Source organism: Neobacillus phoenicis, assembly GCF_047302305.1.
Taxonomy (GTDB): Bacteria; Bacillota; Bacilli; order Bacillales; family Cytobacillaceae; genus Neobacillus.
In genome coordinates, this window is sequence record NZ_CP154847.1 from 1,086,361 (window position 1) to 1,106,573 (window position 20,213).

Below are 20,213 nucleotides of genomic sequence, written 5' to 3' on the forward strand. Positions count from 1 at the left end.
GGGGGATTCGAATGGATGCAACTACATGGCAAATCATTTCTATTGTCGGATATTCCCTGGCAGGCGCGCTCCTGATCACGGCCATCGTGTTGTTTTTTAAGATGAAGGTTCCGGCGATTATCGGCGAGTTAACGGGCCGGACGGCAGCCAGGCAGATTCAAGAAATCCGTGAGCATCGTGGTAATAAGCGCCACCAGCCGAATGTCTTTGATGTGGACCCGGGGATTATACGGGAACCGGTGGTTTCTGAGGGGGTGGAGCCGGTTAGTCGTCCGGTGATGGAGGCAAAGGGAGCTACGGAAGATCACTCCCGACCAACACTACTGGGCAGCTTGCCAACCGAGGTTTTAGATCAGGATGAGGGTGGTTTGTATCCGGGGGCTTTTTCAGAAGAGGGTTCTGAGGGGACCGAGGTGCTGGTTGAAGATATGGATGTTTGGAAAGGGCCGTTTAGTGAAAAAGAGGAACGGGATGCATTGACGGATGTGCTGAACGATGAGGGCGGTCAGTTTGTTGAAAAAGAGGAGCGGTATTCCTTAACGGACGTGTTGAACGATGGTCGTGAAGAGAGGCACTCATTGACGGATGTGCTGTCTGATGACGGTAAGAGATTGCCTGTTGAAAAAGAAGAGCGGTACTCGTTAACGGATGTACTGTCTGATGAACGGAAGGAAAGGCCTGTTTCAAAAGAGGGCCGATATGCGCTAACAGACGTGCTGAACGCTCATCGGGAGGGTCAGCTGCTTGAAAAAGAAGTTCTCTATGCGTTAACGGACGTATTGAACGATGAGAAAAAGCTGATTTCCTCTGAGGGACGGAATGCGGCAACGGGAAGGCGATCATCCTCTGATCGAGTGGTCCCGTTATCTCTGACTGAAATTCTGGGCAGCTACAAAGAAGGTGAGCCTCCTATCGCTGATGCAGGAAAAGAGTTGCTTTTATCCTTAACCGAGGTGCTTTCTAATGAAAAAGAAGCGACGGCGGAAGCCAAATCAAAAGAACGCGAGGTTCTTTTATCATTGACTGAAATTCTGTCTACAAATCAAGAAAAACCATCCGCATCCGTTGAGGTGCCGAAAAAGGTACTTTTATCGCTGACGGAAATTTTGTCAAAAAATACAGGGGTTGTCTCGTCTAGCGCTGAAAAGGGCTCTAAAGAAGCAATGCCTGTGGCGACTGATGAGACCGAGATTCTGAGACCTCGTACGGAAGTGCTATCGGATAAAAAAGAGGATCTAAGGCCTCGAACTGATGTGTTAACAAATGATACAGAGGTTCTGGATTATGGGACTGAACTATTAAGGGAAGATCAAGGAACCACTGTATTATATCCGACTGCTGAACTAGAAAATGAGAGCGAGAAGTATGTTCCAGAGGTTGCATTTAAGATAGTGAAGGACATTAAGGTTACCCATACAAACAAGAAGATTTGAATGGGTTACAGATTCGGACAAAGAAGAGTGTGAAACTATCAACCTAGTCAGAATCAAGCCTGTATTCGGACAAAGAAGAAAGAAAACCAATTAACTCTGTCAGAATCAACCCCTGATTCGGACAAAGAAGAGTGTGAAACTATCAACCTAGTCCGAATCGAGCCCGGATTCGGACAAAGAAGAGAAAAAACCAATCAACCCTGTCCGAATCAAGCCTGTATTCGGACAAAGAAGAGAAAAAACCAATCACCCCTGTCCGAATCAAGCCTGTATTCGGACAAAGAAGAGAAAAAACCAATCACCCCTGTCCGAATCAAGCCTGGATTCGGACAAAGAAGAGCAAAAATCTATCAACTCTGTCCGAATCGAGCCTGGATTCGGACAAAGAAGAGAAAAAAACAATCAACTTTGTCCGAATCAAGCCCGGATTCGGACAAAGAAGAGCAAAAATCTATCAACTCTGTCAGAATCGAGCCCTGATTCGGACAAAGAAGAGCAAAAATCTATCAACTCAGTCCGAATCGAGCCCTGATTCGGACAAAGAAGAGAAAAACCCAATCAACTCAGTCCGAATCAAGCCTGTATTCGGACAAGAAGAGAAAAACCCAATCAACTCTGTCCGAATCAAGCCTGTATTCGGACAAAGAAGAGAAAAACCCAATCAACTCTGTCCGAATCTAGCCTGTATTCGGACAAAGAAGAGCAAAAATCTATCAACTCTGTCCGAATCAAGCCCGGATTCGGAAAAAGCTGCGCAAGAAACCAGCAACACTGTCCAAAACGAGCAACAAAACAAATTTCAAATAGACCACCAAGCAAAGGAGTGTGAATCATGTTTGCCAAAAGGAAATCCAAGCTGAAACGGCTGATGGCCGTCGTTCTGGCCATCATGCTTGTCGGCTATAACATACCTGTTGGTGTTATCACCAAGGCGTTTGCCCAAACAGGCACTAACCAAAAGGTATTCACCATGGAAATCTTAGAAAATGGGGCCCCCGTTCCCAATCAGGAAATTACCGGACATAACGCCAACAATGAAGTCAGTGTCACGGGCACAACCGACAAGGACGGCCTGGTCGAGTTTCCGGAACTCACCAATGCCCTATTCGATAAAAACAATCAGTTTGAGTTTTTAGTAGCTTCAAATACTTTTTCCATCGTGCTAACAGAGGGAACCACGGACCACTATATTTACGATGTGGCCATTGAAAAACTAACCCTCGTAGAAGAACCACCGGCACCACCGGTGAAAGAAAAATATATTGTGACCATCAACCAAATAGGTTCTGGTCAGATAAAACTTAACGACATCGACTACACAACCCCTGCCCAATTTGAGGAGGGGACAAAGGTAGACGTTGCTATCACTCCGGACCCGAATTACGAGATTAAAAACGTAAAAGTGGATGGGGAAGAAAAGAAGGTCACGAACAACGAAGGATACATAGAAACAATCGATGCCCTTTCGGCGGATACCACGATTGACGTCCAGTTTGTGTTAAAAACCTACACGATTTCTTTTTCTAGCTATAAAAATGGAACCGTCAAGGATGAGCATAACCAAACGATTAACACTGACGGAGGGACGGTCAAGGTTCAGCATGGATCTGATTCTTCATTTTCCGTTACCCCAACAACAGGCTACCATCTTGGAAGCATCACAATTGATGGAGCGCCTATTAATCTAGCGGACGAACTGTCACCGATCAAGAACGGTTACGAGTACACTTTTTCAAAAGTGACAGAAAACCATCAGGTAGAAGTGACATTCGCGATCAATACCTATCAGGTAACGGCCACTGTCCAAGGGGACCACGGAACGATTGAACTCGCGCAGTCTGTAGTCGACTACGGCAGTGATGCGAAGGCGGTGATTACGCCGGAGGATAACTCTTACAAAGTGGCTGCCCTAAAGGTGAACGGTGCAGCGGTCGACCTTACCAACAACGACAACTTTGTGGATAATAACGACGGCACGAGCTACACCTACACCGTGAAAAATGTGACCAAGGATACGACGATTGAAGTGTCGTTTGAGCGGATTGCGATGCTTGAGGGAGATTGGGAAACCTACGTCTCGATTAAACCGGCCTCCGGTTCGTTACTCAAATCGTATAAAGAGGGCAATAATGAGATTCATGTCTATTCAAAGAATGCCATCGTCGTTGTTTCGGCGATTGATCCCTATTACCGTGTCGACATCTCCGATTCGATTAAACATTGGAAAGGGAATTATATTTTACGAGATTCCACTACGATTAAAAGATTGCTAGTCGCGAAGGGGCCTTTTGGTGGCGAGGAAATCAAGCTGCCGGGTCATTTAATTCTGTTATTTGATACAGAAGGGCCAACGGTAGAGGTACCGACCGTCAAGGGTGACAACGAAGCGACTGTGGAAGATGCGACTTGGTTCAGTGGCGGTGTCACAGTTTCAGGTAAGATTGACAACACGGAGCAGACCTTTGATGGCGTGACTTTTTCCACTCCAATTGAAAAAGTGTTTTACCAAAAGGGGCCTTATACTCCGTATGAGCCGGGCAAGGAAGCTACCTTTAATGCAGAGAAAAATAGTTATTCCTTCAAGCCCGATGATGAAAAGTACAGCGGGGTCTATAGCATTTGGGCGGAAGACCAAGCAGGGAACGCATCAACCGTGAAGACGGTTCAAGTCAATATTGATAAAAAGGAACCGATGCTTGCTGACGGAGAAGCCGTTACCTTTGAACAGAAGAACGATGATTATTTTTCAAAAGTTTTAAACTTCCTTTCGTTTGGAACATTTTTCAATAAAGAAGTGGAAGTTACTGTTCGAGTGAAGGACGATGCCTCCGGTGTTGAAGCGATTTCACTAAAGACGAGTGATGAGAAGGTCGTTCCAAAGCAGGCAGAGTTTGAGAATGATGGACTGTTTGCACAAGCGAAGTTCACGGTGGATGCGGAAAGCTTCAAGGGGACGTTTCAAGTCACGGTAACCGACCATGTGAAGAATAAAAACGCTGAGCCGTACTTGGTGACGAAAGACAACTCGAATATCGCGGCCGACAACAGCGGAGTCGTGATGATTGAGAAGAAGGCACCAACTGCCAGGGTGGATGTTACGCCGAAAGAAAACGTATCTTCGGATGGCGATGCGTACAACGGTGATGTCACCTATGATGTGACCGTTCAAGATGCAGAATCCGGCATCAACACAGTAAGCATTGATGTGAACGGGAAGAAGTTGGAATACGATTATTCGGATTTGACGGAAAAACATACCTATACGTTTGCTTCGGATGATCCGGGGATTCAAATCAAAGAGGATGGAACTTACGTGGTTTCGATTTATGTGGTGGATAACGCCGGAAACACGAACACCGTCATAAAAACGATTTATGTCGATAAAACGGCACCAGCCATCACGGACTTCAGTTTCTTAACGAAAAATGATCAGGGCAGCTATGAAAAAGTGGAACAAACCGTCACGCTGAAGGATTCGGTTGAACTGACGGGATATGGTTACTTTTTCAAAAAGCCAACGCGAGTAAGCGTGAAGGCAGAGGATCCTGAAGTGGCTTACGAATACACGAGTAACGTTAAATCGATGATTGTGTATTTGAAAGATTACGAGAGTGGAAAGTTCTATGCAGTGCTAGCCGATGGTTCTTTTAAAGAAATAGCGGAGTCTGGTGTTGATAAAATTGCACCGGTTCCTACAACAGGCGAATTTACTTTCGCCGTGCCAGAAGCGTTCAAGGGACAAATTTTTTCAAAAGCAACGGACCGCGTCAACAACACAGGTACGTTTGAAACGCCGGACGGCACGGTGATTGAAAACGAAAAACAGCACGCGAAAGAATCGCATATTACGCTTGAAAAAGCGAAAACGAGTTATAAGGATGCGAACAACTTAGAGCTTTATGCGAAAAATGTGGACGTGAATGTGAAGATTGCCGATTCCTATTCAGGGATTCAGAAGGTGGAATGGTCAGTGGTTGCCCCGTATGATACGGCGAATAACCAGTCCGGCAGCCTGACAATCAACAATGATAAAACGTACGCAGCGGGGAGTTCGGTGGACGGTTGGAAGCAGACCAAGACGGACTTGAACCTCGTGACGGAACTGACCAAAACGCTTACGGTAAAAAATAATAGCAATAGCATTGTGGTAAAGGTAAAAGTGACGGACCGGGCTGGAAACGTGTCGGAGGATGAGATGACTTTCAGCATCGATAAGACGGCACCGACGATTCAGGTGACGTATGATAACAATCAATCAGACCCGGTGAATAAGGATTTTTACAAAGAGGATCGCACGGCGACGATTGTGATTACCGAGCGTAATTTCAATGCCAAAGATGTGGTTCATAAGATCACCAATACGGATGGAGTCATTCCGAAGCTGGTGGGCTGGACCACGAAGGTGAATGCGAAGGATCCGGACCAAACTACGCATACGGCGACGGTAAAATATGCCGCCGATGGCGACTATACGTTTGATATCCAGTATAAGGATAATGCGGAAAATGCGGCGCCAGCTTTTGCCCAGCAGAAGTTTACGATTGATAAAACCAAGCCTGTGATCAAGGTGTCGTATAGCGGTGGCGCAGCGGCGAATGGCAACTACTATAAAGCCGCACGTACGGCGACGATTTCGATTACCGAGCACAATTTTGACACGAGCCGCATCAAGGTGTCAGGCACCGCAACCGATAATGGCAAGGGTGTTGCGTTCCCGGCGGTAAGCGGCTGGAGAACGAGCGGCGATGTGCATACGGCAACGATTCATTATTCAAGTGATGCCAAGTACCATTTCGACATTGATTATACGGATATGGCTGGGAATATCGCGGCCGATTACAAAGCAGATGAGTTTTTCGTGGATCAAACAGCTCCTAAGCTTGCGATTACTGGTGTGAAGGATCAGTCGGCGAATAAGGGCGATGTGATTCCGGTGATTACTTATTCCGATACAAATTTTAATAAAAATGCCGTTTCGATTAAGATAGTTGGATCAAACAGAGGCGGAGTGACGCCGAGCGGCCGCTATGCAGATGTGGCGAACGGCCAGGTCTACACGTTCAACAATTTTGCGAAGAAGAAGGAAGTTGACGATATTTATACGTTGACGGCTGCGCTTGTGGATAAGGCGGGCAACCGGACGACTCAAATGATTCAGTTCTCTGTCAACCGCTTCGGTTCTGTGTACGTTTTTGATGAAGCGCTGAAGAATATTGATGGCAAGTATGTTCAGCATGCAACGGATATCACTGTAACGGAAACGAATGTGGACAGCTTGAAGCCGGAAACGATGATGGTGAAGATGACGAAAAACGGGACACCGACCGATTTGGCTGCAGGCAAGGATTATACGGTCAAGGCATCTGGCGGAAAGGGCAAGTGGAGTAAGTACACGTATGTGATCAAGAAGTCCTTGTTTGCCGGTGATGGCAGATACACGGTGGCGCTTTATTCGGAAGATGCGGCCGGCAATATTAATGAAACGATCGATGAGACGAAGAAGGCGGAGATTTCGTTTGGCATCGATAAGACGGCGCCTGTGATTGTTCCGATTGATATTGAGAGTGGGGAGCAGTACCCGGTTGAGAATAAGTCAGTCACGGTTTCGATTAAGGATAATCTTGTTCTTAAGGGTGCTGAGATTTATGTGGATGATAAGAAGGTTGCGCATAAGGAAGAGGGAGAGAATTTCGTGTTTGATATTGGAAGCTCGAACTCTAAGCAGAATGTAAAGATTATTGCGGTGGATGCAGCGGGGAATGAGCTGACGTCGAGGGTCAATGACATTCTCGTATCGACCAACCCAATCGTCCGCTGGTATAACAACACGCCTGTATTTGCTGGATCTCTTGGTGGAGTAGGCGGAATTGCTATTGCCATAGGAGGATACTTCCTCTACCGAAAACAGAAGGGTAAAGACGATCAAGAGGAAGTAGACGATCGAGTGGTAGGATAGGAGGTTAAAGAATTTGTTTGAAGATACATCTCTTGTGATTGTGCTGCTGGTAGCTAGTTTGGTTGTTAATCTCATTACAATGGTAATGGTAATTGTGTTATTTAGGAAAAACGGGATGGGGGCAAGCCGAAAAGAAGGACGAGGAGGATCAGCGCAAGTAGAAGCTGCTGCTTCTACTGCACCTGTATCCGGCATCGTCTTCTGCCGAGCGTGTGGCAACCAATACGACTCAACCAGCCCGGCCTGCCCGAGTTGCAAGGCAGTGAGATAAAAGACGGGGACAGTCCCCCAGCGCTTTAACGCGCCGGGGGACTGTCCCCTTTTCTGTACTAAATAACACTCGTCTTTAATGTAACATCAATATTGCCGTTTGTTGCTTTAGAGTAAGGGCAAACACTATGTGCTTTTTTGACTAATTCCTCTGCAACTTCTAATTCTTCTCCGTTTATGACCACATTTAAGACTACAGCTAATTTGAATCCGCCATCAAGATCTTTTCCAATGGAAACTTCCGCGGTAACCTTTGATTCGATGCGTTTTCGTGCTTGTCGTGCAACCAGATTTAACGCACTATCGAAGCAGGCTGCATAGCCGGCAGCGAATAATTGCTCAGGATTCGTTGCATTTTCCGTTCCTGGACCTCCTAAAGATTTAGGCATAGATAAGGCTAAATCTAACGTTCCATCACTACTTCTAACCTTTCCTGCTCTACCACCCTCTGCTGTTGCAATTGCTGTATACAATGATTCCATAATAAACACCTCTTAATATGATTTTATAAAATTAAATCGTGCACAACTTATTATTAAACGAAATGTACTCATAAGTCAACAATTAAATTGCGCAAAATTAAATTGATGTTTATAAGATTGTTTTTTATATTATAATAATATAGAGGACAGAGGAAAGGACCGAACCATGGAGACTAATCATTTAAAGCTAGAAAACCAAATTTGTTTTAAGATCTATTCAGCAGAACGGGAAATCACAAAATTGTACAGAAATTTATTAGTAGAAATGGAAGTGACCTATCCGCAATACCTAGTTTTACTGGTGTTATGGGAGGAAAATTCGGTAACGGTGAAAGAGCTGGGTCAAAAATTATTTCTAGATTCAGGCACATTATCCCCCATGCTTAAGCGGATGGAGGGAAATGGTCTCATTGAACGCCGGAGATCAGTAGAGGATGAAAGGACTGTCGTCATTTCATTAACTCAAAAAGGGGAAAGGTTGAAAGAAAAAGCACAATGTGTCCCCACAAAACTGCTTGAAAACCTCTCATTGGACTTGAAGGAATTAGAGAACTTAAATCAGACCTTATCAACTATATTAAACAGAGCTCAACAAATTAACGGGTGAAGGAGAAGCATGGATGTCTAAAACCATCGTTGATAAATTAAACTTGCTAAAGTATAAGAAAGTCGTTGTATTGGACATGCCTGAGGGTGGGGATTACTTTATTGGCTTACCGGAATATGATACAGAGTTTATGGATAAAGGGTATGATCTCATTTTTGCTTTTGTCCTTAGGAAGAGTGAATTGAAAAAATTGATGGATTTGGTCATCGAGAAAAATTATCTAAATGAAAATGGATATATTTATATCGCTTATCCGAAAAAAGGGAATAAGGTTTATCCGTCCTATATTCATCGTGATGAATTATTCGAGACGTTAGGTGCGGATGAAGAAGGATATGTTGGAACCAGCAACATTAAATTTGCCCGAATGGTTGGCCTAGATGAGATATTTACGGTAGTTGGGCTAAAAGACGAAAATCGAAACAAGAAAAGTAAAAGCTCAAAAGCCAGTCAGTGTGTGGATGATTACATTGCCATGATACCAGATATAGAAAAGGATTTGCAGGACAACAAGGAGATACTTTCCTTCTACCAATCACTTACCCCCGGGTATCAAAAAGACTGGGCTCGTTATATTTATAGCGCCAAACAAGAGGTAACTAAAGAAAAGCGGCGTGAAGAAATGAAAATGATCCTTGGAGCAGGTTACAAAACACGAGAACTCTATCGTAACAGATAAATATGGGGACAGTCCCCCAGCGCTTTAACGTGGCGGGGGACTGTCCCCAAATTTTGTCCAAGTTTATCTCATTTGACCGCTTCAGCAAGCAAATCTACAATATGGACGCCCCTTATGGTTGACGAGAGTCCTTCCCGCTCGATGCCAAGCTGCATTTGTAAGAGGCAGCCGGGGTTGGCGGTGACAATGGTGGTGGCGTGAGTCGCTTTGGCTTGAACCATTTTATAGTCAAGCATCACCATAGAAGACTCTGATTCTACAATATTATAAATGCCGGCAGACCCACAGCAGCGGTCCGCGTCCTTCATTTCCTTATAATGTACCCCTTGTATCGCTCGAAGCAGCGTTCTCGGAGCAGAAGCCGTCTTCATCACATTTCTAAGATGGCAAGAATCCTGATAGGTGATCACCTGTGGTGGAAGTTCTAGCTCCACCTTCTTATGAAAATCAACAGCCACTAGAATTTCAGAAACATCCTTAATTTTCTCCTTAAAAGCCTTCGCCCGATCTATCCAATCAGGGTCATCCTTTAAAAGGTGATCATAATCAACGAGGAACGCGCCGCAGCCTCCAGCATTTGTAATGATATAATCTACCTCTAACTCCTCAAACGCCGCGATATTCCGCTTAGCTAACTCCTTGGCCCCGCCCTTCTCGCCGCTATGTCCATGCAAGGCCCCGCAACAGGCCTGGTCGCGAGGAATGACGATTTCACATCCAGCTAACTGCAACAACTTCATGGTCGCATCATTCGTTTTAAGGAACATCGTATCCATTAAACAGCCACTGAAAAAAGCAACTCGATGAACCTTCTCCGCAATTGCCGGCAGATGCTCGGGTCTATTCTTCATTTCTTTCCTCGTCGGTACCTTCGGCAGGACTTTTTCCATTGTGGCCAATTGCTCAGGTAAGAGACCTAAATAGCCTATTTTTTGCGCAAAGGCTTGTAGCCCAGATCGCTGATAAAATCCTAGTAGGCCAACCACTCCCCGCATACGGTTTGGGTGGGGGAAGAGCCCCTGAAACACGGTTTTTCTAAGTGCCCGTACCGGCAAGGAATGCTTCTTGTTTTGATTGATAATATCCCGGGCATCCTCCAATAAGTGACCGTAATTCACCCCTGAAGGGCAAACCGGTTCACAGGCACGGCAGCCAAGGCAGAGATCCAGGGAGCGCTCGAAATCTTCATCCGGTTCAATCAATCCGTCGACGACTGCCTTCATTAAGGCAATTCTTCCCCGAGGAGAATGCGATTCCTTGTAGCCTGATTCGATATAGGTCGGGCAGGTTGGCAGACAAAAGCCGCAGCGCATACAGTTTAACAATTCATCCTCATTCATTTGGGCTTTAAATTGTTGTTGAATTTTTTCCTGTTCCATCAACGTTGTCATCTTGTAATCACCACACGTTTCTTGCTGTCTTTGGCAAACACCTTGCCAGGATTCATGATGTTATTCGGATCAAACGCCACTTTGATGGCTTTCATCGCGGCAATTCCTTCTTTTTTCAGCTTCCATTCTAGATATGGAGCCTTCATGGCACCGACCCCATGTTCCCCAGTGATTGTCCCTCCTAATTCAATCGCCTTTTCAAAAATTTCAGCGAAAGCTAGTTCTACTCGTTCCATTTCTTCATGATCTCTTGCATCCGTCGCGCAGGTAGGGTGGAGATTTCCGTCTCCTGCGTGACCAAAGGTGCAGATGGTCAACTGATATTTTTCCGTAATTTCATTAATCGCCTTCACCATATCGGCGATCTCTGACCTTGGAACGGTAGCATCCTCGAGAATCGTCGTCGGTTTTAAACGGGCAACAGCTGAAAGGGCGGAGCGCCGTGCCGTTCTTAGTGCATCCGCTTCCTCTTCCGTTGCCGCAATCTGAATAGACACAGCCTGTTCCTGTTTACATACTTCCGCTATTTTTTTCATATCTCGTTCCACTACTTCAACCGGGCCATCCTGTTCGATTAAGAGAACGGCCTCCACATTGGTAGGTAGACCGATTTGGGCAAAATCTTCAACCACCTTTAATGTAGGCTGATCCAGGAATTCCAGTGTGGTTGGAATGATTTTATTCGCAATAATCTTAGAAACAGACTTGGCGGCAGCCGAAAGATCCTGATAGTGGACAAGCATTGTCTTTCTTGTTTCCGGCATCGGAATCAGCTTCAACGTAGCTTCTGTAATTACCCCCAGTGTGCCTTCTGAGCCAACCAGAAGACGAGTCATGTCATATCCGGCAACATCTTTTGCCAGCTTTCCACCCGTACGAATGATATCGCCGTTTGGCAGGACGGCCTCAAGGCCCATCACATAATCTCTCGTTACGCCATATTTCAAACCCCTTAGGCCACCTGAATTTTCATTAATGTTGCCTCCAATGGTAGAAATCTTCATGGAGCTAGGATCAGGCGGATAGAACAGGCCCTTTTCTTCGATGGCGTGAATCATATCCAAAGTGATGACACCTGGTTGCACGGTGATGGTTAAGTTTTCTTCATCTATTTCAAGGATGTTGTTCATGTGTTTAAAAAGAAGAACAATCCCTCCTTCTGTCGGGCAAGTTCCGGCACATAGATTTGTCCCAGAGCCGCGCGGAACGATCGGAATGTTATATTCGTTACAGAGCTTTACGATTTTTGACACTTCCTCTGTATTGCGCGGGCTGACCACGGCATCCGGCATTGACTGGAAATTAGGTGTGGCGTCATATGAGTAAACTAAGCACTCTGTTTTCGAATCAGCGAAATTTTCCTTGGTTACAATAGAAATAAGTTTTTCTGATACTTCCCTCGAAAGCATTGTTTTTCCCCATCCTTATCTATCAAAAATTTCATTATGTTATATGCAAGCCTTTTCAAAAATACTTCCTCAAACTGTGAACAACCTCTATATTCCTTAGTTACAAGTCTATTATAATTCATTTTTGAAACTTTGTATTAAAAAAATAATAAAATATTGAAACATTATTTCAATGGTGCTATACTGTGTTTAGAAAGCGGTATCATAAATTTTTAGACAACCGAAACACAAAAGGATGATAGGTATGTTAGAACATTTAACGACGGAAGGTCGTAATGAGAAAACAATGCACCTGGACCAAATGAAAGCGATTGATTTTTTGGAGGTGATGAACGAAGAGGATATGAAGGTGGCTTATGCGGTCAGGCAGGAGCTACCACACATTGCAAAGGCAGTGGAAATGATTGTCGCCGCCTTTAAAAATGGGGGAAGATTAATTTATATGGGTGCCGGGACAAGCGGTCGAATTGGTTTGCTTGATGCGGTAGAATGTCCGCCGACCTTTAATACTTCTCCGGAGGAAGTGATTGGTCTCATCGCCGGTGGGGAAAACGCCTTTATTAAAGCAGTCGAGGGTGCTGAGGACAGTCTGGAATTAGGGGTTCAAGATTTAAAAGGCATTCAGTTAACAAACAAGGATGTTCTAGTAGGGATCGCAGCCAGCGGTCGGACACCCTATGTACTAGCAGGATTAGAATATGCAAAGAATATAGGAGCGAAGACAGTGGCGATCAGCTGTAACAAGGAGTCAGAAACAGGCAAGATTGCCGAGGTCGCGATTGAAGTAGTTAGTGGCCCTGAAGTCCTGACAGGCTCCACCCGTTTGAAGGCGGGTACTTCACAGAAGCTTGTCTGCAATATGCTATCAACAGCCTCCATGGTCGGGATTGGGAAAGTATATGGAAACTTGATGGTCGATCTTCAGCTAACCAATGAGAAGCTGGTAGAACGGGCCAAACGCATTATTATGGAAGCAACAAACTGCCCTTATGAAATTGCCGAAGAATTTTTAGTAAAAGCAGATAATAAACCGAAAGTCGCCATTATTATGATTTTAACGAATGTTTCCTATGAAGAGGCAGTCAATCGCTTAGAGGCAGCAGAAGGCTTTGTAAGAAATGCAATCTAAAACTATCCCTTGTAAAGGAGAATGAAAATGAAAGTATTATTCGTATGTTCAGGTGGAATGTCAAGTGCAATCGTGGTTAACGCGCTAAAGAAAGAAGCGGAAAAAGCGGGTATGGAGATTGAAGTGTTAGCAGTTGGCACACAAGAATTTGATTCGGAAGTACGAAATGGTTGGGATGTAGCGATGGTTGCACCACAAGTCAGACACCGTTTTGATGGCTTCAAGGAATCTGCGGATGCAGCAGGCGTTCCGTGCCAAATTATTCCGCCACAAGCCTACAGCCCACTTGGCGGCCCGACATTATTAAAACTTGCTAATGAGCTGAAAAAATAATTCTTCTAGATACAGAAAACATTTAAAGGGAGAAATGAAAATGGACAAATTTGTAGCCTTTTTAGAGAAAAATCTTTCGACTCCAATGGCTAAATTATCTGAGCAAAAACACTTACGAGCCATCCGTGATGGTGTCGTTTCAGCCTTGCCATTTATTATTTTCGGAAGTATTTTTCTTATCATTGCCTTTCCACCGGTAAGTGCGGATTCGGCCATTGCGGCTTGGTCAACGAAACACATTGCGGAGATTTTAATCCCTTACCGTTTAACGATGTATATTATGACCTTGTATATCACCTTTGGGATCGGGTACAGTTTATCGCAAAGCTATAAGCTCGACCCATTATCAGGGGGACTGCTTTCTACGGCAGCGTTCTTATTCACGATCGGCGTTCAAATGGTGAAGGATGTTGGGTTTGTTTTACCAATGGCTAACCTTGGTGGACACGGTTTGTTTGTTGCGATGATTGTGGCAATCTTCTCAGTAGAATCCATGCGTTTCTTTAAACAAAAGAAAATCATGATCAAAATGCCTAGCTCTGTTCCAACTTCTGTTGCTCGTTCATTTGAAGCGTTACTTCCAGTGACCTTTGTTTTAACCGTGATGACACTCATCACTGTAGTGTTTGGTGTTGATACACATACGATTGTTGATAAGTTAGTTGCGCCACTTGTTAAAGCAGGTGACACATATATTGGAGTCATTATTCCTGTATTCTTAATAACATTCTTCTGGTCTTTTGGTATTCATGGTGTGTCTGTCGTTGGTGCGGTCGCACGTCCTGTTTGGGAAGTATATTTAGCTAATAACTCAGCAGCGGTGGCGGCTGGAAAAACGATTCCACATATCGCTCCTGAAACGTTCTTCCAATGGTTCATTTGGATCGGTGGAGCGGGTGCTACATTAGGTTTGGTTATCGCAATGTTACTGACAGCTAAATCACAATATAGCAAGGCGATGGCGAGAACAACGATTGTTCCAAGTCTTTTCAATATTAATGAACCGGTTATTTTCGGTATGCCAATTGTGTTAAATCCGGTATTAATTATTCCTTTTATCATCACACCGTTAGTAGGAGGAACGATTGCGTATATCGCTACTTCTATCGGCATGGTTAACCCGACGTATGTTATGGTTCCATGGACATTGCCAGCACCAATCGGCGCTTACCTAGCAACAGGTGGTGACTGGAGAGCGATTGTCCTTGTTCTTGTGAATATTGCTTTATCTGTCATCATTTATCTACCATTCTTTAAGATGTATGATAAGAAATTAGTAGCACAAGAGATTCAAGATCAAAAAGCAGCTTAAGTTTGATAAGGGAGTTTGGATCAAATTTGCTCCGAGCTCCCTTCTTTATTCAATAAGCCCTTTAAAAAGAAGGAAAGGGGGATGACCATGCGTAGTACATCACCAGTACCATCACCAAAGCTTCACTTTTTCAGCTATAAGAGTGGCTTTTTATTTTTCGGCTTTATTCTTGTTTTTAATCTTATCTTTAATCCTCTATTACGGATGATCGGTGTCGATCAGCAATTGGCCTTATATATCATTAATACGATTGGCATTAGTGCGGGACTAACGGGTGTGATGGTGTTCATTGAAGGTAAATTTAAAACCAAGAAGCAAATGACGGCTTTGTTTCTTTCCTTATTCATAGGAAGTCTGCTGGCCTGTTATTTGATTGTATATCGATAGAGGTGAGGTGATTTCAATGCCATATGTTGTAGGATTAATGTCTGGCACTTCATTAGATGGCGTGGACGCAGCTTTGGTGAAAATAGATGGTTGCGGCCTGCAATCGAAGGTGGAGCTCATCGAATTTGTTTCCATTCCTTTTTCAACAGATGTAAAAAAGGACATTCATGATGCCCTCTCGATTGATACCTCTAACAGCCAACAGATTTGTTCCTTAAATTTTCAATTAGGTGAGATTTTCGCTGCTACGGTGATCGCTGTCTGTCAGAAGGCTGATTTTCCCTTGGAACAGCTTGATCTGATTGGGTCACATGGACAAACGATTTACCACCAACCAAGTCACGAAGGGAAATTTATCCCATCCACTCTTCAAATTGGCGAACCTGCCGTGATTGCGTATCAGACCAAAACGACGGTGGTATCTAACTTTCGAACGATGGATATGGCGGCAGGTGGACAGGGCGCTCCGCTCGTCCCATATACGGAGATCATTCTATATGGAAGCTACGAGAAGTCACGCCTCTTACAAAATATCGGAGGAATCGGCAATGTAACAGTACTGCCTAAACAGGCTGCCATCGATGACGTGCACGCCTTTGATACAGGTCCGGGGAATATGATGATCGATTATCTTTGTCAAAAGTTTTTTGACCGGCCATATGACGATGGTGGAGCCATTGGGAAACGAGGTCGATTGAATCAAGCGTTACTAGAAGAATGTATGAGCATCCCATTTGTGCTTGCCTCACCACCCAAATCAACAGGAAGAGAAGTGTTTGGGGAATCGTTGGTAGAGAAGTTGGTGAGCAACTATTCACATGTATCGCCGGAGGACTTTGTCACAACGATGACGAGGTTTACAGCCCGGTCGATTGCTGAAAACTATAAAACATTTATTTTTCCAAAGACAGTCATTGATGAAGTGATTGTTGGCGGTGGTGGCAGCTATAATGATACGCTTATGTCGATGCTGCAGGAGGAATTAATTGACCATTGCCGTGTATATCAACAAGAGGATTTCGGCTATTCTTCTGAGGCGAAGGAAGCAATCGCGTTTGCCATATTAGCGAATGAAACGATGAACCATATACCAAGCAACGTGCCTAGTGCAACGGGTGCGAAACGACCGGTTATTCTAGGAAATATTACACCAGTACCTTATTAATCTATAGGAGTGTTTATACATGACAACAGAAGCAATGAATAACGAAATGGAGATTTTTGAAATTATCTCTCATGGCGGCAATGCCAGAGGACTTGCCTATGAAGCACTTGAAGCAGCAGAGGAATTTGATTTTAAAAAAGCAGAAGCACTGATCAAGGAAGCACAAGACGAATTAAATCTTGCTCATAAGACGCAAACCAAGCTCATTCAAAATGAACTGAATGGCCACCCAAGTGAAAAAACCCTTTTGATGATTCATGCACAAGACCACTTGATGACAGCGATTAGTGAACAAAAGTTGATTGAACATATGATCCGGATTATTAAAAAACTAGCACCAGTTCAGAAGTAAACGGAGGTTTTTTCGATGAGAAAGTTAGGTATATCCATTTACCCGGAACACTCTACAGTGGAGAAAGATCAGGCGTATATTGCCTTAGCACATAAATATGGCTTTAAAAGAGTCTTTACCTGTCTGCTCTCAGTCAATGGCGACCAAGCAGAGATTATGAAAAATTTTAAAGAAACCATCTCTTTTGCTAATGATTTAGACATGGAAGTAATGGTGGATATTGCCCCACGCGTCTTCGGTGCTTTAGGCATATCGTATAATGATTTATCCTTTTTTGCGGAATTAGGGGCGTATGGAATCCGCTTGGACATGGGTTTTACCGGGAATGAAGAAAGCATTATGACCCATAATCCTTATGGACTGAAAATCGAGATTAATATGAGTAACGCAACCAACTATTTAGATAATATCATGGCCTATCAGCCGAACACAGAGAATCTAGTAGGTTCACATAATTTCTATCCCCATCGGTATGCGGGATTAAGTTACAACCATTTTGTCACATGCTGTGAGCTGTTTAAACGTCATAATATCCGGACATCGGCATTTGTGAATGCACCATCCGCTACCTTCGGACCATGGGCGGTGACAGAAGGGTTATGCACATTGGAAATGCACCGGACTCTTCCGATTGCCACTCAAGCGAAGCATCTCTTTGCTACGGGTCTAATCGATGATGTGGTCATTGCGAACGCCTATGCCTCCGAAGAAGAAATGCAGGCATTGAGCGAACTGAATCCGCAAATGCTTACGTTTAAAGCAGAGCTGTTTGACACGATTACTGACCTGGAGGAAAAAATTGTCCTGGAAGAATTTCATTTTTATCGTGGAGATGTGTCCGATTATTTAATCCGCTCCACTCAATCGCGGGTGAAATATAAGCAGGAAGAATTTAAGCCAACGTACACTCCGGATATCCGCCGTGGGGATCTTCTGATTGAGAACGAGTTGTACGGTCAATATAAAGGCGAATTGCAAATTGCATTACAGGATATGGAGAACTCTGGAAAAACAAATGTAGTGGGGCGAATTGCACCGGAAGAAGTATTTTTACTGGATTTTCTACAGCCATGGGGCAAGTTCCAATTTACCTTAAAATAATGGCTCTACCCTGAATAACTGTGGATAACTTTTAGCAGTTAATTTCATTCATTGATGTGTAAATACTTTTGCATGGATGTTTGTTATAACTGAATGTTAATTCCACTGTGTTTGAAAAAATAACCGGAAAAATTCCGCTTAAATTGGGAAATTCCCTTATTTCCTAAAAAATAAGGGGAGTTTTTCCGGTTATATGATCAAAATCGTTGGATTTTGTCTTATTTAGAGCAGTTAACCGGAATATCTCCGCTTATTTCTGCTTCTTAAGCTTCCTCTTTATAAAATAGCCGGAAATTCTCCGCCTATGAATTCTCATCCTACACGAAAATCAACAATGAATAATAAATAGCCAAGGGCTAAGGAGTGTTTACAGTGAAGTATCTCATTGGCGTGGACGGCGGCGGGACTAAAACGGAAGCGGCAGCCTATGACTTAGAAGGAAATCTACTTAATAAGGGCGTGTCTGGCTACGGGAATCTCTTGATGGATGAAGGACAGGCTACAGCCAATATCCATATGGCAATAGAGCAATGTTTGGAACCCTTAGACCGGAAGGAGTGCCTCTATCTATATTTGGGTCTTGCCGGATATGGAGGAGTGGCCGACACACGTGCGATTGAAGAGTCGTTACGCCATGCCTATGGTGTGCCTTTTACGATTGTTAATGATGCGTGGATTGCACATGCTGCCCTTTTAAAGGGCGAGGATGGGATTTTAACCATATCAGGTACCGGCTCCGTTAGTATTGCGAAGCAAGATGAGAAGGTAACCATGACGGGTGGCTGGGGCCATCTGCTTGGTGATCAGGGCAGCGGCTACTGGATTGCGCTAGAAGCCTTTAAACGAATGACGGTGGAAGCGGATCTTCAACAAGCTATGAGTCTGCTAACGACGAATATCCTTTCGAGGCTTGAACTGAAAGAAATAGCGGATATCAAGAAGTTTATCTACACCTCTTCAAAAGGGGAGATTGCCTCCGTCGTACCGGTGATTGTTGAGCAAGCAGATGAAGGGGATGAAAGGGCCCGGACGATTCTTAGAGAAGCGGGTTGGCATTTAGCCGAGATGACCTTAGCTGCCTATCGTCAGCTGCCTTTTTCGACCTCACTGCCAATTGCTGTAAAAGGGAGTATTTTAACAAAAATACCTTTTGTACAAACCGCCTTTACTGATAAAATAAAGGAAACGTTACCAAACGCTAAATTAATTCTTGATGATGTTTCATCTACGATCGGCTGCTACTATTTAGCAAAGAAAAAAATCTAGAAAATGGTGTGGAAGGGGGAGATGACTACGACTACTGTTAATAGTTTAGTTAGGATTGAAAGTGTCTTAGACGAGTTACCTAAATCGGAAAAAAAAGTGGCACAATATATTTTAGATCATGCCGATGAAATTGTCCGAATGACCGTACATGAATTAGCAGCCAATGCCAAAGCCAGTAGTTCAGCCGTTATTCGCCTTTGCCGCTCCATTGGTGTAGCTGGTTATTCCGAGTTAAAGCTTTCTCTCTCATCGCAAATTTCTCATTCGTTTATAAGCGGATATTATGATATTGAGCCAAATGAAACGGTTCAATCTATTAAGGAAAAAATTGTTTCTAATTCTGTCGAGGTGATCAAAGAAACCGCTACGGAACTGGATGAAACCATTATTCACCAAACCATCGAGTGTATCAAGAATGCCGATGTGATTTACGTGTATGGATTAGGTGCGTCCTCCCTTGTGGCGGATGATATCATGCAAAAATGGTCCCGTTTAGGAAAAACGGTCATTTCCTATCAAGATGCACATATTTATGCCGCAATCCTATCTGGTTCTTCTAAGAACTGTATTTTCTTTTGTATTTCAAATAGTGGTGAAACACCAGAAGTTCTTCGTCTGGTTGATATCGCGAAGGAATCGGGCTGCCAAACCATTGGACTTTCCCGCTTCGGACATAATGCCTTATCACAAAAAGTGGACTTATCGTTACAGCATGTTCGCGCACCGGAAGCACAATTCCGAAGCGCCGCTACAAGCTCGATTTTTGCTCAATTTTTAACAGTAGACATCATATTCTACGCGTATGTATCGAAATACTATGATGACAGCATTGAAAAAATTATCAATTCAAGGAATGCCGTTCTGAATTATACGCAAAGAAAATAACTAAAGGAATCTATGCTTACTAAGCTGGATTCCTTATAAAAAGTGTTAGGTGGTCT

17 protein-coding genes are annotated in these 20,213 nt (G+C 43.9%); 14 read left to right on the forward strand and 3 right to left on the reverse strand.

Features of this window, described 5'->3' with window-relative positions; genetic code table 11:
- Nucleotides 1–11: 11 nt before the first annotated feature.
- The 3 genes from AA0X95_RS05765 to AA0X95_RS05775 all read left to right on the forward strand — a co-directional run bounded on the left by AA0X95_RS05765 (nt 12) and on the right by AA0X95_RS05775 (nt 7,660).
- The gene (locus AA0X95_RS05765; RefSeq protein ID WP_413306442.1) at nt 12–1,433 is read left to right on the forward strand and encodes a hypothetical protein; all 1,422 of its coding nucleotides are present in this window, start codon (nt 12–14) and stop codon (nt 1,431–1,433) included.
- Between the two features lie 832 nt (nt 1,434–2,265).
- The gene (locus tag AA0X95_RS05770; protein WP_413306445.1) at nt 2,266–7,389 is read left to right on the forward strand and encodes an Ig-like domain-containing protein; all 5,124 of its coding nucleotides are present in this window, start codon (nt 2,266–2,268) and stop codon (nt 7,387–7,389) included.
- 13 nt (nt 7,390–7,402) lie between these two features.
- Nucleotides 7,403–7,660, forward strand: coding sequence for a hypothetical protein (locus AA0X95_RS05775; protein WP_413306448.1), 258 nt, complete (start codon nt 7,403–7,405; stop codon nt 7,658–7,660).
- A gap of 58 nt (nt 7,661–7,718) precedes the next feature.
- Here the strand turns inward: AA0X95_RS05775 and AA0X95_RS05780 are convergent, their stop codons facing one another.
- Nucleotides 7,719–8,141 carry an organic hydroperoxide resistance protein gene (locus AA0X95_RS05780; protein ID WP_413306451.1) on the reverse strand — a complete coding sequence of 141 codons (423 nt, stop codon included), beginning with the start codon at nt 8,139–8,141 and terminating at the stop codon, nt 7,719–7,721.
- Between the two features lie 166 nt (nt 8,142–8,307).
- On the opposite strand from AA0X95_RS05780, the gene AA0X95_RS05785 reads away from it, so the two are divergent.
- Both AA0X95_RS05785 and AA0X95_RS05790 read left to right on the forward strand, forming a co-directional pair.
- A complete protein-coding gene (locus AA0X95_RS05785) occupies nt 8,308–8,748 on the forward strand; it encodes a MarR family winged helix-turn-helix transcriptional regulator (protein WP_413306454.1) in 441 nt (146 codons plus the stop codon).
- A gap of 13 nt (nt 8,749–8,761) precedes the next feature.
- Nucleotides 8,762–9,427 carry a YdeI/OmpD-associated family protein gene (locus tag AA0X95_RS05790; protein WP_413306457.1) on the forward strand — a complete coding sequence of 222 codons (666 nt, stop codon included), beginning with the start codon at nt 8,762–8,764 and terminating at the stop codon, nt 9,425–9,427.
- A 68-nt stretch (nt 9,428–9,495) separates the two neighbouring features.
- Here AA0X95_RS05790 and AA0X95_RS05795 read toward each other — a convergent pair whose 3' ends face one another.
- On the reverse strand, nt 9,496–10,818 hold the full coding sequence (locus AA0X95_RS05795) for a (Fe-S)-binding protein (RefSeq protein ID WP_413306460.1): 1,323 nt from the start codon (nt 10,816–10,818) through the stop codon (nt 9,496–9,498).
- The gene (glcD, locus tag AA0X95_RS05800) at nt 10,815–12,227 is read right to left on the reverse strand and encodes a glycolate oxidase subunit GlcD (protein WP_413306462.1); all 1,413 of its coding nucleotides are present in this window, start codon (nt 12,225–12,227) and stop codon (nt 10,815–10,817) included. The genes AA0X95_RS05795 and glcD overlap by 4 nt, the downstream gene beginning before the upstream one ends.
- A gap of 235 nt (nt 12,228–12,462) precedes the next feature.
- On the opposite strand from glcD, the gene murQ reads away from it, so the two are divergent.
- From murQ to AA0X95_RS05845, 9 genes are all read left to right on the forward strand, one after another.
- Entirely contained in the window at nt 12,463–13,356 is an 894-nt protein-coding gene (gene murQ / locus AA0X95_RS05805) for an N-acetylmuramic acid 6-phosphate etherase (protein WP_413306465.1), read from the forward strand.
- A 27-nt stretch (nt 13,357–13,383) separates the two neighbouring features.
- Nucleotides 13,384–13,689, forward strand: a complete 306-nt coding sequence (locus AA0X95_RS05810; protein ID WP_413306468.1) for a PTS sugar transporter subunit IIB — start codon at nt 13,384–13,386, stop codon at nt 13,687–13,689.
- 40 nt (nt 13,690–13,729) lie between these two features.
- Nucleotides 13,730–15,001 (forward strand): PTS sugar transporter subunit IIC, encoded by a 1,272-nt coding sequence (locus AA0X95_RS05815; RefSeq protein ID WP_413306470.1) that lies wholly within the window; start codon nt 13,730–13,732, stop codon nt 14,999–15,001.
- A gap of 87 nt (nt 15,002–15,088) precedes the next feature.
- Nucleotides 15,089–15,388 (forward strand): hypothetical protein, encoded by a 300-nt coding sequence (locus tag AA0X95_RS05820; RefSeq protein ID WP_413306473.1) that lies wholly within the window; start codon nt 15,089–15,091, stop codon nt 15,386–15,388.
- A gap of 16 nt (nt 15,389–15,404) precedes the next feature.
- Nucleotides 15,405–16,553 (forward strand): anhydro-N-acetylmuramic acid kinase AnmK, encoded by a 1,149-nt coding sequence (gene anmK / locus AA0X95_RS05825; RefSeq protein WP_413306475.1) that lies wholly within the window; start codon nt 15,405–15,407, stop codon nt 16,551–16,553.
- Between the two features lie 19 nt (nt 16,554–16,572).
- A complete protein-coding gene (locus AA0X95_RS05830; protein ID WP_413306478.1) occupies nt 16,573–16,905 on the forward strand; it encodes a PTS lactose/cellobiose transporter subunit IIA in 333 nt (110 codons plus the stop codon).
- A 15-nt stretch (nt 16,906–16,920) separates the two neighbouring features.
- Nucleotides 16,921–18,006, forward strand: a complete 1,086-nt coding sequence (locus AA0X95_RS05835; RefSeq protein WP_413306481.1) for a DUF871 domain-containing protein — start codon at nt 16,921–16,923, stop codon at nt 18,004–18,006.
- A 372-nt stretch (nt 18,007–18,378) separates the two neighbouring features.
- Nucleotides 18,379–19,272 carry a BadF/BadG/BcrA/BcrD ATPase family protein gene (locus tag AA0X95_RS05840; protein WP_413306483.1) on the forward strand — a complete coding sequence of 298 codons (894 nt, stop codon included), beginning with the start codon at nt 18,379–18,381 and terminating at the stop codon, nt 19,270–19,272.
- Between the two features lie 21 nt (nt 19,273–19,293).
- A complete protein-coding gene (locus AA0X95_RS05845) occupies nt 19,294–20,157 on the forward strand; it encodes a MurR/RpiR family transcriptional regulator (protein ID WP_413306485.1) in 864 nt (287 codons plus the stop codon).
- The last annotated feature ends 56 nt before the right edge of the window (nt 20,158–20,213 follow it).